Origin of the sequence: Nocardiopsis sinuspersici (genome assembly GCF_001998325.1) — a bacterium.
Taxonomy (GTDB): domain Bacteria; phylum Actinomycetota; class Actinomycetes; order Streptosporangiales; family Streptosporangiaceae; genus Nocardiopsis; species Nocardiopsis sinuspersici.
Genome location: NZ_MCOK01000001.1, coordinates 1,284,602 through 1,302,466, shown reverse-complemented (window position 1 = coordinate 1,302,466; position 17,865 = coordinate 1,284,602). Strand labels below are relative to the sequence as shown.

Genomic DNA, 17,865 nt, shown 5'->3' with positions numbered 1-17,865 from the left:
TCTTGCGTAGTAATCCTTACCCGGAAACGTCCGTTCTCCCAATGGACGCAGGACCCTGATGTGCTCTGTTTCGGGACCACCCGAGGAGGAGGAACGGTGACCTCCACCGCGCCTGGCGGACACGGCGCCGGCTCCGGGACCCGCGGACTCCGGACCGCCGCCCTCTTCGCTCCCTCCGTTCCCACCGCTCCCCCAGTCCCCTCCGGCCCCTCCGGCCGCGGACGCCACCGACCCGGTGAGCGGCACGGCAGGTGTGCGCGGTGATCCCCCCGCACCGGAGGATGGTCGAGGACCTCGCCGAACGGGGCGTTCTGCCCTCCGACTGGCACGCCGCGTTCGCCGCCGTCCCCCGGCACCTGTTCCTGCCGGACGTGATCATCGACGCCGGCACGGGCGGGCACGTGGACCGGGAGGTGGACGAGCGGGGGTGGCTGGAGGCCGCCTACGCCGACGCCCCCGTCCTCACCCAGGTCGACGGCGGGGACCGCCGCGGCCCCGGTGAGCCGACGTCCTCGGCTCCGGCTCCGTCCGCGCTGGCCGGGGTCATGCGGCACCTGCGGGCCGTGCCGGGGATGCGGGTGCTGGAGGTGGGCACCGGCAGCGGGTACAGCGCCGCCCTGCTCTCGCACCTGCTGGGCGACGACGCCGTCGTGTCGGTGGAGATCGACTTCGAACTCGCCGAGCGCGCCCGGATCAGTCTGATGGGCGCGGGGTTCACGCCGCTGGTGGTCGGCGGGGACGGCATGCAGGGCTGGGCGGGACGCGCCCCCTACGACCGCGTGGTCAGCGGCGTGGCCGTGCGCCGGGTCCCCTACGCCTGGGTGGCGCAGTCCCGGCCCGGCGGACGGATCCTGACGCCGTGGGGCGACGCCTTCCACCACGGGGTCCTGGCCGACCTGGTGGTCGGGGCGCGCGGAACGGCCCGTGGGAGGTTCGTCGGGCACACCGACTGCGTGTGGGCGCGCGCGGACCGGGCCCCGGGCCGCCTGTGGGAGGCCCGCCCCCGCCCGGAGCCCGACCACGCCGCCACGCGTACCCGGCTGCGCCCCGAAGACCTGGTCGGCGACCGCGACGCCGCCTTCGCCGTGGGTCTTCAGATGCCCGGCGTGTACCGGCGCGTGCGGCGGGCGCGGGAGAGGGGGGATCCCCGGCTCACGGTCCAGCTGGTGGATCCGGTCACGTGGTCCCGGGCCTCCTGGCACGTCGGTCCCGAGCACGGGGAGTCCGGCCACGAGGTGCGCCAGCACGGCCCCCGGAGGCTGTTCACCGAACTGGAGGCCGCCCACCTGCGGTGGGTGGAGGCCGGGCGGCCCGCGCCCACGCGGTTCGGGCTGACCGTCTCCGCCGAGCGCCAACTGGTGTGGCTCGACGACGAGGACTCGGTCCTCGCCTCGTCGGGATAGCGCGGGGCCGGAGAGGACGCCCGCGTCCGAGGAGCGCCGCACGCCCGGAAAGACCCCGCACCCCATCCGCCCCGCACCGAGGAGGACCCGAGATGACCGTCCTGCCCCAGCCCCGACGACCAGTCGGCTCCGACCGTCACTGGGCGCCCCGCACCTATCCAGCGAGCCCGTACGCCATCGGTTGGCTCAGGGCGGACCTGCGCGCCGACCTGGCCTCGGTGTCCGGGGCCCGGGGTGAGCCGACCGCGGCCGCGGTGCTGTGCGCCAGCGAGATGTTCGCCGACACCGTGGGCCGCGCGCCGCGCGGTGGGAGCCCGCAGGAGGTGGTGTGCGTGCTCTCCCTTCACCACCTTCCGGAGGGCGGGCGCGTACTGCGGCTGTCGATGGCCGGCCAGGAGGCCGTGGGCGCCACCGCGCGCGGACCGTGTCCGGCGCCGGACGCCGGGGGGCGCGGCGGCCGGCGCGGCCGGCGGCCCGGCGACTGGCGTGCGGGCGTCCGGGGCCAGGGGCTGCTCCTGATCGACCACTTCGCCGCCCGCTGGGGGACCCGGCGCACCGGCTCCTCCGGCGGGGAGGGCGGCGTCGTCTGGGCCGAGTTCGACCTGCCTCCGGCGTGGGGGTGAGGGTCGGGGACGGCCGGTCCGCGGCCGCGCTCCGCTTCCTCAGCCGCGCCGGGGCAGGGCGGCGGGGAGCCCGAAGTGCGGGAAGAGGGTGGTGTCGAAGAACATCGCCGTGTGGACGACCTCCCCTCCTTCCGGGGACAGGTCCAGGACCTGGAGGCCGAACGCCCGGTGGAGGCCGTCCCCGCCGCGCATGTACACCGCGAAGGCGGGCTGCCCGTTGGCGGCGGTCGGCACCAGCGCCATGTCGCCCGGTCCGCCGGCCGGGCACTGGGCGGCGATGAGGCGGCCGATGTGCTCGCCGCCGCGCACCCAGGTGGCGAAGGGCGGCATCTCGAACACCGCGTCGGCGGTGAACAGCGAGGTGATGGCCGGGATGTCGTAGGACTCGAACGCGGCGACGTAGCGTGCGAGGGTCTCGCGCTGGGCGGGCTGTGGTTCGGCCACCTTCTCCTCGGTGGGGGTCACCCGGGCCAGTTGGGCGTGGGCCCGCTGAAGCAGGCTGTTGACCGCGGGGACGGAGGTGTCCAGGGTGTCGGCGACCTCGGCGGCGCTGAACCGCAGGACGTCGCGCAGGATCAGCACCGCCCTCTGCTTGGGTTGCAGGTACTGCAGGGCCGCGACCAGGGCCAGGCGCACGCTCTCGCGCGCCTCCACCACCGTGCCGGGGTCGTCGGCGCCGACCAGGGCGTCGGGCACCGGCTCCAGCCAGGGCACCTCGGGCCGGTCGGCCAGCTCGCCCTCGGGCTCGGCGGTGGGTCCGCCGAGCCCGGTGGGCAGAGGCCGCCTCTGGCGCTTGTCCAGGGCGGTGAGGCAGGCCGTGGTGGCGATCCGGTGGAGCCAGGTGCGCAGGCTGGACCGGCCCTCGAAGCGGTCGTAGGCCTTCCAGGCGCGCAGGTAGGTCTCCTGCACCAGGTCCTCCGCGTCGTGCACCGAGCCGAGCATGCGGTAGCAGTGCGCGAACAGCTCCCGCCGGTACGGGTCGGCGAGCCTCACGAAGTCCTGGTCAGACGCGTGTTCCATCACGACCGTCACGTTACGCCTCCTGTATGACAGAACACACGTTCCCGAACGGGTCGGCGAACCACGCGACGGCCGGCTCGCCGCGCGAGATCCCCCTCTCGTCCTGGCCGAGGCCCTCGTAGCGCAGCATCCGGACGCCGCGCCGGACGAGTTCGTCCACGGTGGAGTCGATGTCGTCCACGGGCAGGTTCAGCACGGTGAATCCGGCGGGTTCGTGGTCCGGCTTGGGATAGACGAGGATGCCCCGCCCCTCCCCCAGGTCGATGCGGAGCATTCCGTACTCCTCCATGCCCTCGACGGGGCCGACCGGGAGTCCGAGGGTGTCCCCGTAGAACTCCCCGGCCCGGTCGGTGTCGGGAACGGCGAAGGAGCCGAAGGCCCTGTTGCCGTCGAACACGGTGTCCTCCCTACTCGCCGCTCTCCATGGCGGCGCGGTGCTCGTCGCTGAGCTGGATGATCTGGACGTAGTTGCCGTCGGGGTCCACGGCGGTGCCGAACAGGCTGCCGTCGCGGTCCTCCAGGGGTGCGAGCCACTCGGTGCCCCGCTCGTCCATGCGGGCGGCGACGGCGCGGGCGTCGTCCACGTCGAAGTTGAGGATCATGCGGGTGGGCTCGCCCGCCTTGGGCCCGACGTCGTCGCGGCGGTCGATGAGCAGGTGGAAGGCGCCGAAGCGCAGGACGCGGTAGCCGTCCACGTCGTTGTCGCCCTGGGGCGCCAGGACGGCGGCGTACCAGTCGTGCAGCCGGTCGGGGTCGGTGGTGGCGAGCAGGATGCTGTCGAGGCTGGGACGGTCCATGGTGTCCTCCGTCGGTGGTGTGCGCATCGCGGTCCGTGTCCGGTTCAGGTCCGGCCATCGGTGCCGCTCACCTGTACAGACCCCTGGTCGGCCGTGGACTCATCGGCCTCCGAATGTTTTTCCGCCGCCTTTTCCGCCGTCTCCTCATTCACCGGGTCGCCCGCCGGGCTCCCCACCGGCGCGCCCTCCGGTTCCGTTTCCGCCGGTTCCGTTTCCGCCATCGGTTCCGCCGCCGGCGCCGCGCGCAGCATGACGAGGGCGAGCGCTCCGAACACGACCATGGCCACGAAGCCGATCGCCCCGGCCAGGTTGAGGCCGTCGGTGAAGGCCTCACGCGCCGAGTCGAGCAGCCTCCCGGCCGGGTCCGCGGGCAGTCGCCCGGCGGCGGCGACGGCGGCGGGCAGGGTCCGCCCCGCCTCCTCGGGCACGCCCTCGGGAAGGACCACGTTGGCGCGGTAGACGGCGGAGGCCAGGCTGCCCAGGACGGCCACACCCATGGCGATGCCGAACTCCCCTCCGGTCTCGGACATCGACGCGGCGGCCCCGGCCCGCTCCCTGGGCGCCGATCCCACGACGATGTCGGTGCCCAGCGCACCGCCGGGGCCCAGGCCGACGGAGGCCAGGACCAGTCCGGCGACGACGACGGGGGTGCCGTTCTCGGCGGGGGCCAGGAACAGCAGGACGAACCCGGCGGCGGTCACGAACATGCCGCCGCCGATGACGTTGGCCCGTCCGATCCGCGCGGCCAGCGGCGCCGCGGCCATGGTGGCGGCGATCATCGCCAGCGACCCGGGTACCTGCCACATCCCCGCGACCAGCGGGGAGTGCCCGGCCACCATCTGCAGGTACTGGCTGAGCAGCAGGAACGTGCCGCCCATCGCGACCGCTCCCACCGCCATCGCGGTCAGGGCGGCCCCGAAGGAGCGCTCGCGGAACAGTCCGAGGTCCAGCAGCGGGTCGGGCAGGCGCAGCTGTCGGCGCACGAACACCGTGCCCGTGGCCAGTCCGAGGAGCACCGCCGCGAGCGGCACGGGGCCGGGTCCGTGTTCGGCGAGGGACTTGAACCCGTAGACGACCGGCAGGATGGCGGCCAGGGACAGGGCGACGCTGGTCGGGTCCAGGCGCCCGGATCCGGGAGAGCGGTACTCGGGCAGGAGCAGGGGCGCGCACACCAGCAGCAGCACCATGACGGGGACGCCGAGCAGGAACACCGAGCCCCACCAGAACCACTGCAGGAGCAGTCCGCCCACGAGCGGGCCCACGGCGGTGCCGCCCATGAAGCAGCTCATCCACACGGAGATGGCCACGGCGCGCTGGCGCGGGTCGGCGAACATGTTGCTGATCAGGGCCAGGGTGGAGGGCATGAGGGTGGCTCCGGCCACGCCCATGAGGGTGCGGGTGACGATGAGCGCCTCGGCGCTGGGCGCGAACGCCGCGGCCACGGAGGCCAGTCCGAAGACGGCGGCGCCGACCATCAGCAGGCGCCTGCGTCCGACGCGGTCGCCCAGGGTGCCCATGGTGATGAGGAACCCGGCGATCATGAAGCCGTACACGTCCATGATCCAGAGCAGTTGGCCGCCGGAGGGCCGCAGGTCCTCGGCCAGGTGGGGCAGTGCCAGGTAGAGCACGCTCATGTCCAGGGACAGCAGCAGGGTGGGCAGTGCCAGCACTCCCAGCCCGAGCCACTCGCGCCTTCCCGCGCGCGGGGGGCTGGGTTTCTCGCCGTTCATCGCGGCCTTCCTCGTCCGTCGGTTCCGCCCGGGGCGGTTCGTTCACACGTACGGACACGGTCGGCGGCCAGGACTCATCGGGACGGGCAAAAAAGACCGGACGGTTTTCGGAACCTGTGTTGACAGACGGCACTGACCTGGGTTGATAGCGTCGAGCGGCCATGTGTGTACCGGGAGTGCCGGTGGTGTGCGCCGCGCCGCCCGCTCCGCGGAAGAGTGGGGAGACACCTATGCGAGCCGTGGTCTTCGAGAACTACGGGCGGTTCCCGTCCCTGAAGGACGTCCCCAAGCCCGAGCCCGGCCCCGGGGAGGTGCTGCTGCGGGTGGCGGGCGCCGGTGCGTGCCACTCCGACATCAGCGTCTACCGCCACTTCCGGGAGGGCCAGCCCGGGGCGCAAAAGCCCCCGTTCGTGCTGGGGCACGAGAACTCCGGGTGGGTGGAGGCGCTCGGCGAGGGTGTGAGCGAGCGCGTCGAGGTCGGCGGCGCCTACCTGGTGTACGGGCCGACCGGCTGCGGCCACTGCCGCAGGTGCGCGCGGGGGCAGGACACCTACTGTGAGAACGCCGCCACGATGCCCTACATGGCGGTCGGTCTGGGGCGTGACGGCGGCATGGCCGAGTACATGACCGTGCCCGCCCACCACCTGGTCCCCCTGGGCGACGCCGACCCGGTGGAGGCCGCGCCGCTGTCGGACGCGGGCCTGACCCCGTACCACGCGATCAAGGAGGCGCTGCCGCACCTGGAGGGCGGCGGCCGCCACGCCCTGGTGATCGGCCTGGGCGGCCTGGGACAGATCGGCGTGCAGATCCTGAGGGCGCTGACCGGCGCGACGGTGGTCGCCACCGACATCAAGGAGGAGGCCCGGGCCGAGGCCGAGTCCTACGGCGCGATCACCGTGGGGGCGGGTGAGCGGCAGGTCGAGCAGATCCGCGAGGCCACCGGCGGCCGGGGCGTGGACGCGGCCTTCGACTTCGTCGGCGCCACTCCGACCATCACCACGGCGGCCGCGGTGATGGCCCAGGGCGGACGGCTGACCGTGGTGGGGATCGCGGGCGGCACGCACCAGTTCTCGTTCTTCACCAACCCGTACGAGTCCTACGTCACCAGCACCTACTGGGGAGCGTTGGGAGAGCTGTGGGAGGTGGTGGACATGTACCGGGCCGGGCAGATCCGCCCCGAGGTCGAGCGGTTCTCCATGGACGAGGCGCTGGAGGCCTACCGGAAGCTGGAGGAGGGGAAGGTCTTCGGCCGTGCCGTGGTGGTGCCGGGCGGGGTCTGACTCCACCCGATACGCGCGCGGGCACGGCCCCGCCCGGTCCCGACCGGCTCTCGCGCTCGCGGGAGCGGTGCCGGGCGGCCGCGCCCACGGCCCTCCGATGGTTCGGGCCGCGTCCGACGCGATGGCCGCGGCCTGAGGCACGGCCGTCCGGGTTTTCCGGTGGACCGGGTGGAAACGACGGGGCCGGTGGGGCCGACTGGGCCGGTGTGCTGCCAGGATGCCGTGTGCAACGCCAGGAGATTCGAGGAGGGACATGGACCTGGGAATCGCGGGGAAGGTCGCACTGGTCACCGCCGCCAGCTCCGGCCTGGGGCGGGCCATCGCCGTCGCCCTGGCCGCCGAGGGCGTGCACGTGGCCGTCACCGGCCGCGACGAGGAGCGTCTGGAGGCCACCGTGGCGGCGTGCACTGAGCACGGCGTGTCCGCGCTGGCCCTCACCTGGGACCTGGCCGACCACGGGCGGGCGCCCGAGGTCGCCGGGCGTGTGGCCGAGGAGCTGGGCCCGGTGGACATCCTGGTCAACAACACCGGCGGCCCGCCGCCCACTCCCGCACTCGGGCAGGACGCCGGGCTCTGGCAGGACATGTACGGGGCCATGGTGCTGCCGGTCATCCGGCTCACCGACGCCGTGGTCGGCGGGATGCGCGAGCGCGGCTGGGGGCGGATCATCACGAGCACCTCGTCGGGTCCGGTCGCGCCGATCCCGAACCTGGGGATCTCCAACAGCCTGCGGGCCTCGCTGCACTCCTGGTCCAAGACGGTGTCCAACGAGGTCGCGGCGGACGGGGTGACCGCGAACGTGATCGTGCCCGGCCGGATCGCCACCCCGCGCACGGACTCGCTGGACCGCGCCCGCGCCGAGCGCGAGGGCCGCCCGCTGGAGGAGGTCGAGGGCGACGCCCGCGCCGGGATCCCCGCCCGGCGCTACGGCAGGCCCGAGGAGTACGGGGCGGTGGCCGCGTTCCTGGCCGGCCGGCAGGCCGCCTACGTCACCGGCTCGGTGGTGCGGGTGGACGGCGGCCAGATCCCCTCCGTCTAGTGTTCTGGCCGGTGGACTGGGCCTGTGCCACCGGGGGTGAGGGCGCCGAAGGTTCCCGTGCCTTCGGCGTCCGGGCACGAGGCGAAGCGCAGCGCAGCCTCAAAGACAACACAACGAGGGCGCCGACGGGGCCGCCGAAGGCCCCGCAGGTGTGCCCGTGAGATACGAGCGGGTGCACCGCGGGGACCGAAGGTTCCCGTGCCTTCGGCGCCCGAGCACGAAGCGAAGCGCGGCGCAGCCTCAAGGAAGCACCGCCCGGTGGAGCGGCCGGAGCCCTCGCCGTGTGAGGAAAGGGGCCCGGCCTCGGTGGTCCCGTCCCCATGGCGGGGTGCGGCGCTCCGGTCCCGCTGTGGGCACGAGGCCACGGCGTGTGAGGCGGCCCCTTCGGTCACCGCGCCGGGCGGGCCTTCGGCGGGTCGGTGACGCGGCCGCCGGCGCCCGGGACCGGCACGGTCCCGGTGTGGCCGACGCCACGAAGGGCCGCCCGAGGGCGCGTCTTTATGGACATCCGACCCCTCGCGTCACACTCTGGGGCAATGAGTCTCAAGAGTCGCCTTCACAAGCTTGACAAAAAGGTCTACGACCGGATGACCGGTGTGGGGCCGCCCGTCCTGGACCCCTACACGCCCAAGTTCGTACAGGCGACCGACAACATGGCGCCCTGGTTCCTGATGTCGGCCACCCTCGCGGCCACGGGCGGGCCGCGGCTGAGGCGCACCGCCCTGCGCGCGATCCTGGCCGCGGGGACCGCCAACACCGTCTCCGCGGTGGTCAAGCAGCTGTCCAACCGGTCCCGTCCGGACAACTCGGCCGTGCCGCGGGCACGGTCTCCCTACCGCTCCTATCCCAGTACCTCCTTCCCCTCCGGGCACACCGCCGCCGCGGTGGCCTACGCGGGCGGGGTCATGTCGGACGCCCCCAAGCCGCTGGCCGCGCTGGCCGTCACCATGGCGGGCGCGGTGGCGTTCTCCCGCGTGCACAGCGGCGTCCACTACCCCGGTGACGTGCTCGCCGGGATGGTCATCGGCTCCGGCGCGGCCGTGCTCTCCCGGATGGTGGTGCCGCACCGCCCCGAGCTGCTCTTCGGTGCGGGCGCGGTGCCCGACGGGGAGTCGGACGTGGACCCCGAGGGCTCCGGGGTGACGGTGGTGGTCAATCCGCGCTCCGCCGCGGGCGCGGTGCCCGCCCTGACCGTCGCCGACGTCACGAGCAGGGTGGCCCGGACACTGCCCAAGGCGCGGATCCTCCCGCTGTCGGCGGAGGACGACGTGGAGGAGGTCATGGACCGGGCGGCGCGCACCTCCGAGGTCCTGGCGGTGGCGGGCGGCGACGGCACCGTCAACGCCGGGGCGCACGCGGCCCTCCGGTACGACCGGCCGCTGCTGGTCCTGCCGGACGGCACCCTCAACAACTTCGCCCGCACCCTGGGGCTGACCTCGGTGGACGTCGCGCTGCGGGCGTTCGCGGACGGGAAGCTGGCCCGGGTGGACGTGGGCGAGGTGGACGGCAGGACCTTCCTCAACACCGCGTCGTTCGGCTCCTACCCGCGCATGGTGAACCGGCGCGACCGGTGGGCCGACCGCATCGGCAAGTGGCCCGCGTTCGCGCTGGCCCTGTGGCGGGACCTGCTGGAGGTAAGCCCGACCGCCGCGCTGGTGGACGGCGAGCCGACCAAGGTGTGGTGGGCGTTCGTGGGCAACTGCAAGTACCGCACGCACGCCCGGGTGCCCGCGCTGCGCGAGCGGCTGGACGACGGGTGGCTGGACGTACGGGTGCTCACCGCCAAGGAGCCCTTTCCCCGGCTGCGGGCCCTCGCCGACGTGCTGCTGGGCCGGTTCTCGCGCGGTGACGGCTACTCGGAGCGGTTGACCACGGGACTGTCGCTGGCCATCAGGGGGGAGCCGCGGCTGCTGGCCGTGGACGGCGAGGTGACGGAGGGCTCGGCCACCGTCGTCTTCACCAAGCGGCGTGCGGCCCTGCGGGTGTTCGTGCCCGCGCTCAGCCCCGCCCGGTGAGCGACGGACAGCGACGGCCGCGGCGGTGGCGGCGGGTGGCGTCCCGGTCGGTGTCGCTGCCCAGCAGGAGGCTGATTCCTGCCCCCAGCAGCCAGGAGTCCTTGGCCAGGGCGAGGCCCTGCTCCGTCGGACGCAGGCTGTTGGGCCGGCGCATCCCCGGGGTGCGCAGGTACAGGCCGACCAGTCCCGCCCCGAACGCGGTGAGGCCCGCGCCGGCGATCCGGCTGGGGACGACGGGGAGCAGCAGGGCGGTGCCCAGGGTGAGTTCGGCGGTCGACAGCATCCGCGCGAAGGTGACGGGGTCCACGTCCTTGAGGAAGGGGTAGGCTCCCGCCGCCATGCCGTGGAGCCCCTGGGCCGTCTCCTCGTCGGCACCGCGCTTGTCCAGTCCGGAGTTGAGGACGAACGCGCCCGTGGTGATGCGCAGGGGCAGGTCGCGCGGTCTGAGAGGCAGCTTCATGATCGCTCCGTGGCCTGGTCGGGTCCGTGGTGTGGCCGGTCGACCGGGGGCGTCGGCGCGTGTGCTCCGGCCGTACCCCTTTCCGGTCGCTCTGGGTTATGAGAACGATACTTACCCCGGGGCCGAAAGACCGGACGCGACCCGCCGGGGCACCGGAACCGGGTCAGAGAGCGCTCGACCGCGCCCCGTCCCCGAGGCGTTCGACGACGAAGACCAGGTCCCGCCACGCCTGCTCGGTGTCGGGGCCGCCCCGGTGCGGCGCGGAGAACCAGTCGACGAACTCCACGACGTCCTGGAGGTCCCAGCGCAGCCGGTACAGGTCCATCAGGGCGGGGTCGGGCTCGTGGCCGCTGACGCGGGCGTAGCGCGCCAGTTCGCCGGGGTCGTCGGTGACCAGCCACAGGTCGCGCTCGGGCACTGCCAGGCCGACGGTGTCCCAGTCGACCAGGAGCGGACGGCCGCCGCGCCACAGCAGGTTGCCGGGGTGGGGCTCGCCGTGGGTGAGGACCGCGGCCGCTCCCGCCAGGGCGCGGGCGCCGTGGTCGAACTCCGCCAGCCGCTCGCGCAGGACCCCGGCGTACCCGGCCAGCAGTTCGGCGGTGGGGGCGGCGTGGGGTCCCCCGTCTCCTGTTCCGGCCGGGTGATCCAGGAGCGCGGCCAGCCGGTCCCGTCCGGGGAGCCCGGCGGGGACGGCCGGGGCGTCGCCGGGATCGCGCCGGTGGAGCTGGGCCAGGACGTCCAGGACGCGTGCGCGCCGGTCGGCGGAGAGTTCCCCGCCGAAGTCGCCGGAGGTGCCGTCCACGAACGGGAAGACGCTGAGCGCGTACCGGTCGCCGACCGGTACGACGGTGTCGTCGCCCGGTGTGCGCAGGGGCGCGACCACGAACCCCAGCCCCTCGTCGTCGTGCAGCCGGGCCGCGGTGTCCATGGCCCGTGTCAGGCCGCGTCGCACGGAAGCGGGGTCCGGCCCGAGGAACGGCTTGTGCGCGAGGTCGGCCGCGGTGGCGAACCACCGGCGCCCCGAGGTGTCGGTGGCGCTCCAGTGGTGGTCGCCGGAGCCGAGCGGGAGGTGGTTGAGCGCGACAGCGTGGATGCCCCACACGGCCAGCGCGTCGTACAGCCGGTCTTCCAGGTCGGGTGGCCGTTCACGCATGCGGCGAAACTACCAGCCGGAACGCCGCCGGCGGCGCAGGTACGCACGGTGTACCGCGATGGCTCGGATCCGTCGGCCGGAGGCCTCCCTCCGGCGCTGCCCGGCCCCCTCCGGTGCCATCCGGCCTCGGCGGCCGCCAGGAAGCGCGCGAGCACGTCCCCGTCACCGGTGGTCCGCCCCCACAGCAGGAGCAGCAGGTCGGAGGCTGTGCCCTTCGCTCCGGCCGACGGCGTCACGCGCGTCCCAGACGTGGACGGGGGTCTCCCGGGCCATCTTTCGAAACACCTCTTCATGGCAGCATGCCGGCCCGAACAGCCGCGTGCGAGGAGAACCCCGCCATGGGCGCCACGCGGCGGACCGGCCGGCGAAGCCACTCCCAGGACTCGGTGAAATCACCGTAAACCTGTGCCAAGTCGACGCCTCCTCACCGATGTGCGCCTCCCCGGGTGTTTCGCTTGCTGGACGAGCCATCACCACACGACGGGGGGACGTCATGGCGGAGGCGACCGGGGAGGATCCGCGCACGCGGCGGCGCGGTCCACGGAGCAACTGGGTCCCGCTGGGTGTGGCCGCCGGAGCCGTCGCCCTGCTGGTGGTGGCCTGGCCGCTGGTCAACGCGCTGCTGCCCGCCTCCGAGTCCGTCTCCTCCGGCGACCCCGTGCCCGTGGGGTCCGGGGGCGGCTACCAGGCGTCCCTGACCTTCCCCCAGGAGGGATGGTCGCTGAACACCGGCGCCAGCCAGGCCGGGCACACCTACCGCTTCCACCGCGGCCCCGTGGAGCTGACGCTCAACTCGGTCACACCGGCGACCTCGCCGCCGCCCAGCGTCAGGGAGCTGTGGAAGGGCATGGGCCGCCTCATCCGCGCCGGTGAGGCCTCGGCACGGTTGAGCGAGCCGGAGGCCATCTCCACCCACGACGGCGACGACGGGCTGGCCGGGACCCTGGAGAGCGGCTCCCGGCGCGGCACCGCGGTGGTCTACCCCTCCCCCAACAGGCGCATGGCCGTGGAGATGACCCTCGCCGGACGCGAGGCGACCACGGACGACATCGCCGCGGTCGCCGACGTCGTCCGCACTGTGTCCTTCACCAGGGAGGGTTCGTGAACCACGGATCCGAGGAGCCGCGCGCGCCGGGCGCGACCGACCGGGGGGCGGTGCCGTCTCCGCGCAGGGCCCACCGGGACGGGCCCGGCCGCCGGCACTCCGCCGACCGGGTCCCGGACGGGCGGCCCGGGCCCGGCCGCCGGCTGCCGTCGCTGGTCGCGCTCGTGCTGGTCGCCGTGCTGTGCGCGGTGGGGCTGGTCTTCCTGGCGCTGCAGTTCGCGGGGCTGGCGCGCGTCTTCTCCTCCGAGGCGGCGCTGGCCGTGCTCCTCGGCGCGGTGACGCTGGCCTTCGGGTTCTGGGTGCTGCGCCGGATCCGCCCGGTGCGCGCCCCCGCCCTGAACGCCTCCCTGACCGCGGTGGCCTGGGGCCTGACCGCCGCGCCCGCGGCCGGGGTCCTGGCAAACGGCGGCCTGTCGTCGATCTGGGCCAAGGGGCTGGGGCTGGCCTTCTCCGGGGTCTGGGGTCCCGCGCTGACCGCCCCGCTCAACGAGGAGGTCCTCAAGCTGGCCGGGATCGTGCTGGTCGCGGTGGCCTTCCCCCACGCGGTGCGGGGCCCGGTGGACGGGTTCGCGATCGGCTCCCTGGTCGGCCTGGGCTTCGAGGTGTCGGAGAACTTCATCTACTCGATGAACGCGGTGGTCCAGGCGGGCGGCACCGGCGGCGTGGTGCCGGTGGTGCAGACGTTCATCCTGCGTGTGGGCGTGGCCGGTCTGGGCTCGCACTGGGCGATGTCGGCGGTCGCGGGCACCGCGGTGGGTCTGCTGGCCGCCGCGGCGTGGCGGCCGGGCACGCGCCGCGCGGTCGGCGCCGCCGCCCTGGTGGTGCTCGCGATGGCGCTGCACTGGCTGGTGGACTCGCCGCTGCTGGGCGGCCTCCCGGGCATGCTGTTCGAGGTCGCCGTGGTCTTCCTGACCACGATGGCGGTGTACTTCACGGTCCGGCACGCCTACCGGCGCCGGGTGCGCGGGGCCCTGGCGTCCGAGGGCGAGGCGCTGGGCATGCGGCGGTCGGCGTCGGTGGCCCTGGCCAGCCGGCACGGCCGCCGCGGGGAGTTGCGGCACGTGGCGCGTCCGGAGCAGCCCGACGTGGAGCGGCGCCAGGAGCAGATGCTGGCGATCGCCGAGGACCGGGCCGCGCGGTACACGCCCTGACCGGTGCGCGCGGGGCCGTGGATTTTCATCGGCGGCAGTGTGGGCATAACGTGCCGCATGGGCGAGCGAGCACGAAAGGGCACGAGGACGACACCGCCGAGGACGGGACGGGGGCGCACGCGCGATCCCAGTCTCACGCCACGGGCGCTGGCCGCGGCGCGGGCCGAGTACGGCAGGGCGGGATGGGCCTCGTTCACCCTGGACGGGGTGGCCCGCAGGGCCGGGGTCGGCAAGGCCGCCCTCTACCGGCGCTGGCCCACCAAGGAGCGCCTGCTCGCCGACGCCATCGGGGAGCACGCCCGGCTGCCGGCCCCCGCCGACACCGGCAGCCTGCGCGGCGACGCCCGCGCGCTGGCGACGGCGCTGCTCGACCACTTCCTGGCCCCGTCGGGGTGGGTCACCCTGCGTGTGGCCGTGGACGCCGCCACGGGCCTGGAGACCTTCGCCTCCTTCCACGAGCAGATCGTGCGCGCCCACCGCGAGGGGGTCGCGGACATGGTGCGGCGGGCCGTCGAACGCGGTGAGCTGGCCCCGGGCACCGACACGGGCACCTTCGGCGAGGCGCTGTACGGGGCGGTCCTGGTGCACGCCATGGCCGTGGCCCCCCGTCGGCGCGAGCACGTCCGGGAGCACGCGGGCGAGCACGCGCTCCCGCTCGCCGACTTCGCGCTGGCCTCCCTGACCGGCGGCGCAGACGCCGCGGGGGCCGACGGCAGCTCCGCGGACTGAGCACCCCCGGTGCCCCGGCCAGGCATCGGATCAGGAGCCGGAGCGCAGCCAGCGCTGGAGGAGGGTGCCCTCCGACTCGATCACCACGCCGGGGACGAGGGCGCGGTCGGCCACCGTGCCCACCGCGATGCGCTGTTCGAGCCCTCCCGCCAGCAGCGGCACGACCGTCAGGCACAGCTCGTCGAGCAGGTCGGCGGCGGCCACGTCGGCCAGCAGGCGGGGCCCGCCCTCGCACAGGATCCGGGGCAGTCCGCGTCCGGACAGGGCCGCGACGGCGGCGGGCAGGTCCACGCCCTGCCCACCGCACACCAGCACGCGGTCCTCCCCCAGGATATGGCGCGCGCGGTCGAGGGCCTCGGCGCCGGCCGCCTCGCAGGTCACCAGCAGCACCCCGCCGCCGTCCTCGGGCCTGTCGGCCAGCAGCGGCGGCACCTGGCCGGTACCGCTGACCACCGCCAGTTCCGGGTGGGCGGCGCGCCCCTCGGCGGCGGCACGGGCCAACAGGTCGCGGGTGCGCGGGCGCGTGTGCCGGTAGCCCTCGACGCGGGCGGTGCCGGCGCCGACCAGCACCACGTCGGCCAGGTCGCGCAGGAGCGTGTACACCACCTGGTCGGCGGGGGTGTTGATGCTTCCCGTCCGGCCGTCGTTGCCCGCGGCCGCGCCGTCCAGGGTGGCGACCATGTTGGCGCGCAGCCACGGCCGGTCGGGGTAGGCGTAGAGCCGCTCCAGGGCGGAGGCGTCGAGGACGTCCCCCGGGGAGGCCGCCCCGGGGACGGTGTCGTTCAGAAGGAGTCGCACGGCCACACCGCCACGAAGTACATGACCCCGAACGGGTCGTCGGCGTAGAGCACCTTCGGCCCCACCGGGCCCCCGGTCGAGGCGAGCGCGTGCGCCATGACCTGGAAAGCGGCCCGGCCCGCGGCCATCAGGTCGGCGGCGAGGTCGGGGTCCAGCCGCAGCAGGCCCGCACGGTCCCCCTCGGACAGGCAGCGGCGGACCTCCTCGTCGAAGCCGAAGGCGCGCTCGTCCAGGTGCCCGGGTGCCCTCGTGCCGCGCCGGGCGCTGCCGTCGCCCATGACGAGCAGGGCGACCCGTTCGGTGCGGTCGGCGACACGGCGTCCCAGTGCCTCCACCTCGTCCGCGGAGGCGTCCCAGGCCACGGTGGCCGTCTCCACACGCCCGCGGTACCCGACCGACTCGATCAGCCGCCGGGCCACGCCCAGGCTCAGCGGCAGGGTCCGCTCTCGGGAGACCCGCTCCCCCGTGCCGCCGAACTCGCGGACCGGTACGAGCCGTTCGGTGTGCTCACCGGAGGAGTCGTGCCCGCCGATGACGACCAGCACGTCCGGGGAGTGCGCCGCCAGCGCCTCCAGGGCCGACTCGCACTCCTTGCGCAGTTCGGCCGCCACGTCCTGGCCCCCGCCGAGTTCGCGTATCAGCAGCGGCGGGTGCGGACAGACGGCGGTTGCGACGATCACGCGTACCTCCTCACGCCAGCCCCCGGACGGCCCGTGCCGGAGGACGGACTCCCCGGATGGTGGCGACCATGTCGAGCACCTGCCGGGTCTCGGCCACCTCGTGGACCCGGTAGATCTGCGCGCCGTGCCAGGCGCACACGGCGGTCGCCGCGAGTGTGCCCGTCAGGCGCTCCCCCACGGGCAGGTCCAGGGTCTCGCCGACGAAGTCCTTGTTGGACAGCGACACCAGCACCGGTCGGCCGGTGGCGACCATCTCGTCCAGGCGCCGGGTCAGCTCCAGGGAGTGCCAGGTGTTCTTGCCGAAGTCGTGCGCCGGGTCGATGATCGCCGACGCCGGGTCCACTCCCAGGGACACCGCGCGCTCGGCCTGGGCGACCGTGTCCTCGACCGCCTCGCGCACCACGTCCTCGTAGTGCAGCCGGTGCGGGCGGGTGCGCGGGGTGACCCCGCCGGTGTGGGTGCACACCAGGGCCGTACCGAACTCGGCGGCGACCTCGGCCAGTCCCGGGTCGTAGCCGCCCCAGGCGTCGTTGAGCAGGTCGGCTCCCGCCTCGCACACCGCCCGGCCCACGGAGGCGCGCCAGGTGTCCACGCTGATGACCAGGTGGGGGAACTCGGCGCGGACGGCGGCCACGAAGTCCACGATCCGGTGCTTCTCCTCCTCGACGCCGACCTCCTCGCCGGGTGCCGCCTTGATACCGCCGATGTCCACGATGTCGGCGCCCTCGGCCACGACCCGGCGCACGCGTTCGAGGGCGGCCCCGCCGTCCCAGGTGGCGCCCCTGTCGTAGAAGGAGTCGGGGGTGCGGTTGACGATTGCCATGACCAGCGTGGTGTCCGCGTCGTACTCCCGACCGCGCAGTCTCAGCACCGGCCGACCACTCCTTCCAGAACCTCCGCGTCCCCGGCGCCGACCTCGGCCGCCGGTGGGCGCTCCACGACGCTGACCGTACTGTTCAGCGGCTGTCCGCGCTGCTCCCCGGCGCCGAACTGGCGTATCCGGACCGCGTCGGTGCCGTGGTCGATCCCGGCCCGGCGGTCGGCGACCGCGAGCAGCTCGGTGGCCATCGCGCCCAGGCCGCGCAGCGACTGGTGGCGGTGGGCGCGGCGGCCCAGGTCCACCTGCGCGACGGCGTCCACGCCGTACCGCAGGGCGGTGTCGACCAGCACGGCGAGTTCCACGCCGTAGCCGGTGGGAACCGAGAGCCGCTCGAACAGGTCGCGGCGCACGGCCCACTCCCCGGACAGGGGCTGGACCACACCCGACAGCTGGGGCCAGCGCAGGGCGATGGTGGGACGGGCCACGAGTTCGGTGACCCGGCCGCCCTCGTGGGAGACCGCCTCCTCGGAGACCTCGCCGCCGGTGCCGTGGGGCCGCCCGGCCGTGCCCGGCCGGTCCAGCACACGGTCGTAGAAGCCCTTGACCAGGCTCACACCGGGTTCGGTGAGCAGCGGGCCGAGCAGCCCGGACACGAAGTGGGTGTCCCACTCGACCAGGTCTGCGTCCATGAAGGCGATGATGTCGCCGGAGGTGACGAAGAGCGACTTCCACATGGCCTCGCCCTTGCCCCGGTGGTGGCCCAGTTCGGGGCGCACCTCGCCGACGCGGTGGACGACGGCCCCGGCGCCGCGGGCGCGGGCTCCGGTGTCGTCGGCGGAGTCGGAGTCCATGACGACGATCTCGTCCAGCAGGGGCGCCTTCTCCTGGAGCTGCGCGCGGACCCGGGCGACGATGCCGCCGACGGTCGCCGCCTCGTCGCGTGCCGGGATCACCAGGCTGATCGTGCTACCCCGGCGCCGTTTGAGTTCGACCAGCCGATCGACCGTCCAGTCCGAGGACCGGTAGGTGCGACGCTCGAACCACTCGTTGTCCACAAAGCCT

The 17,865-nt window shown here is 74.3% G+C and carries 18 protein-coding genes; 8 read left to right on the top strand and 10 right to left on the bottom strand.

The features are described from left to right. The first annotated feature begins 260 nt into the window (after window positions 1-260). Both NOSIN_RS05440 and NOSIN_RS05435 read left to right on the top strand, forming a co-directional pair. On the top strand, window positions 261-1,403 hold the full coding sequence (locus tag NOSIN_RS05440) for a methyltransferase domain-containing protein (RefSeq protein ID WP_077689684.1): 1,143 nt from the start codon (window positions 261-263) through the stop codon (window positions 1,401-1,403). 92 nt (window positions 1,404-1,495) lie between these two features. Further along, complete coding sequence (locus NOSIN_RS05435; protein ID WP_077689683.1) at window positions 1,496-2,026, top strand: hypothetical protein; 531 nt, start codon at window positions 1,496-1,498, stop codon at window positions 2,024-2,026. Window positions 2,027-2,065: 39 nt separating this feature from the next. On the opposite strand, the gene NOSIN_RS05430 is transcribed toward NOSIN_RS05435, so the two are convergent. Genes NOSIN_RS05430 through NOSIN_RS05415 form a run of 4 tightly spaced genes read right to left on the bottom strand, consistent with a single transcriptional unit; the run spans window position 2,066 to window position 5,573 of the window. Continuing rightward, entirely contained in the window at window positions 2,066-3,058 is a 993-nt protein-coding gene (locus NOSIN_RS05430; RefSeq protein WP_077689682.1) for a sigma-70 family RNA polymerase sigma factor, read from the bottom strand. 1 nt (window position 3,059) lies between these two features. Then, the gene (locus NOSIN_RS05425; RefSeq protein ID WP_077689681.1) at window positions 3,060-3,443 is read right to left on the bottom strand and encodes a VOC family protein; all 384 of its coding nucleotides are present in this window, start codon (window positions 3,441-3,443) and stop codon (window positions 3,060-3,062) included. 10 nt (window positions 3,444-3,453) lie between these two features. After that, window positions 3,454-3,843 carry a VOC family protein gene (locus NOSIN_RS05420; protein ID WP_077693424.1) on the bottom strand — a complete coding sequence of 130 codons (390 nt, stop codon included), beginning with the start codon at window positions 3,841-3,843 and terminating at the stop codon, window positions 3,454-3,456. A 44-nt stretch (window positions 3,844-3,887) separates the two neighbouring features. Further along, a complete protein-coding gene (locus NOSIN_RS05415) occupies window positions 3,888-5,573 on the bottom strand; it encodes an MFS transporter (protein WP_077689680.1) in 1,686 nt (561 codons plus the stop codon). A 230-nt stretch (window positions 5,574-5,803) separates the two neighbouring features. On the opposite strand from NOSIN_RS05415, the gene NOSIN_RS05410 reads away from it, so the two are divergent. The 3 genes from NOSIN_RS05410 to NOSIN_RS05400 all read left to right on the top strand — a co-directional run bounded on the left by NOSIN_RS05410 (window position 5,804) and on the right by NOSIN_RS05400 (window position 9,907). Further along, complete coding sequence (locus NOSIN_RS05410; RefSeq protein WP_077689679.1) at window positions 5,804-6,853, top strand: NAD(P)-dependent alcohol dehydrogenase; 1,050 nt, start codon at window positions 5,804-5,806, stop codon at window positions 6,851-6,853. A 253-nt stretch (window positions 6,854-7,106) separates the two neighbouring features. Beyond that, entirely contained in the window at window positions 7,107-7,892 is a 786-nt protein-coding gene (locus NOSIN_RS05405; protein WP_077689678.1) for an SDR family oxidoreductase, read from the top strand. A 536-nt stretch (window positions 7,893-8,428) separates the two neighbouring features. Beyond that, a complete protein-coding gene (locus tag NOSIN_RS05400; protein ID WP_077689677.1) occupies window positions 8,429-9,907 on the top strand; it encodes a bifunctional phosphatase PAP2/diacylglycerol kinase family protein in 1,479 nt (492 codons plus the stop codon). Here NOSIN_RS05400 and NOSIN_RS05395 read toward each other — a convergent pair. Continuing rightward, window positions 9,891-10,367 carry a hypothetical protein gene (locus NOSIN_RS05395; protein WP_077689676.1) on the bottom strand — a complete coding sequence of 159 codons (477 nt, stop codon included), beginning with the start codon at window positions 10,365-10,367 and terminating at the stop codon, window positions 9,891-9,893. The two genes, NOSIN_RS05400 and NOSIN_RS05395, sit on opposite strands and share 17 nt — an antisense overlap. Before the next feature lie 163 nt (window positions 10,368-10,530). Further along, entirely contained in the window at window positions 10,531-11,520 is a 990-nt protein-coding gene (locus NOSIN_RS05390; protein WP_077689675.1) for a phosphotransferase, read from the bottom strand. Window positions 11,521-12,013: 493 nt separating this feature from the next. Here NOSIN_RS05390 and NOSIN_RS05385 point away from each other — a divergent pair, with 493 nt between their 5' ends. Genes NOSIN_RS05385 through NOSIN_RS05375 form a run of 3 tightly spaced genes read left to right on the top strand, consistent with a single transcriptional unit; the run spans window position 12,014 to window position 14,505 of the window. Beyond that, a complete protein-coding gene (locus NOSIN_RS05385) occupies window positions 12,014-12,625 on the top strand; it encodes a hypothetical protein (RefSeq protein WP_077689674.1) in 612 nt (203 codons plus the stop codon). Then, a complete protein-coding gene (locus NOSIN_RS05380; protein WP_077689673.1) occupies window positions 12,622-13,776 on the top strand; it encodes a PrsW family intramembrane metalloprotease in 1,155 nt (384 codons plus the stop codon). Before NOSIN_RS05385 ends, NOSIN_RS05380 begins: the two co-directional genes overlap by 4 nt. A gap of 57 nt (window positions 13,777-13,833) precedes the next feature. Then, window positions 13,834-14,505, top strand: a complete 672-nt coding sequence (locus tag NOSIN_RS05375; protein ID WP_077689672.1) for a TetR/AcrR family transcriptional regulator — start codon at window positions 13,834-13,836, stop codon at window positions 14,503-14,505. A gap of 30 nt (window positions 14,506-14,535) precedes the next feature. Here the strand turns inward: NOSIN_RS05375 and NOSIN_RS05370 are convergent, their stop codons facing one another. Genes NOSIN_RS05370 through NOSIN_RS05355 form a run of 4 tightly spaced genes read right to left on the bottom strand, consistent with a single transcriptional unit; the run spans window position 14,536 to window position 17,858 of the window. Then, complete coding sequence (locus tag NOSIN_RS05370; protein WP_077689671.1) at window positions 14,536-15,309, bottom strand: pyrimidine reductase family protein; 774 nt, start codon at window positions 15,307-15,309, stop codon at window positions 14,536-14,538. After that, window positions 15,288-15,983 (bottom strand): class III extradiol dioxygenase subunit B-like domain-containing protein, encoded by a 696-nt coding sequence (locus NOSIN_RS05365; protein WP_077689670.1) that lies wholly within the window; start codon window positions 15,981-15,983, stop codon window positions 15,288-15,290. The genes NOSIN_RS05370 and NOSIN_RS05365 overlap by 22 nt, the downstream gene beginning before the upstream one ends. Window positions 15,984-15,993: 10 nt before the next feature. Continuing rightward, window positions 15,994-16,854 (bottom strand): dihydropteroate synthase, encoded by an 861-nt coding sequence (gene folP / locus NOSIN_RS05360; RefSeq protein ID WP_077689669.1) that lies wholly within the window; start codon window positions 16,852-16,854, stop codon window positions 15,994-15,996. Next, window positions 16,848-17,858 (bottom strand): glucosyl-3-phosphoglycerate synthase, encoded by a 1,011-nt coding sequence (locus NOSIN_RS05355; protein ID WP_077689668.1) that lies wholly within the window; start codon window positions 17,856-17,858, stop codon window positions 16,848-16,850. The genes folP and NOSIN_RS05355 overlap by 7 nt, the downstream gene beginning before the upstream one ends. Window positions 17,859-17,865 lie beyond the last annotated feature (7 nt).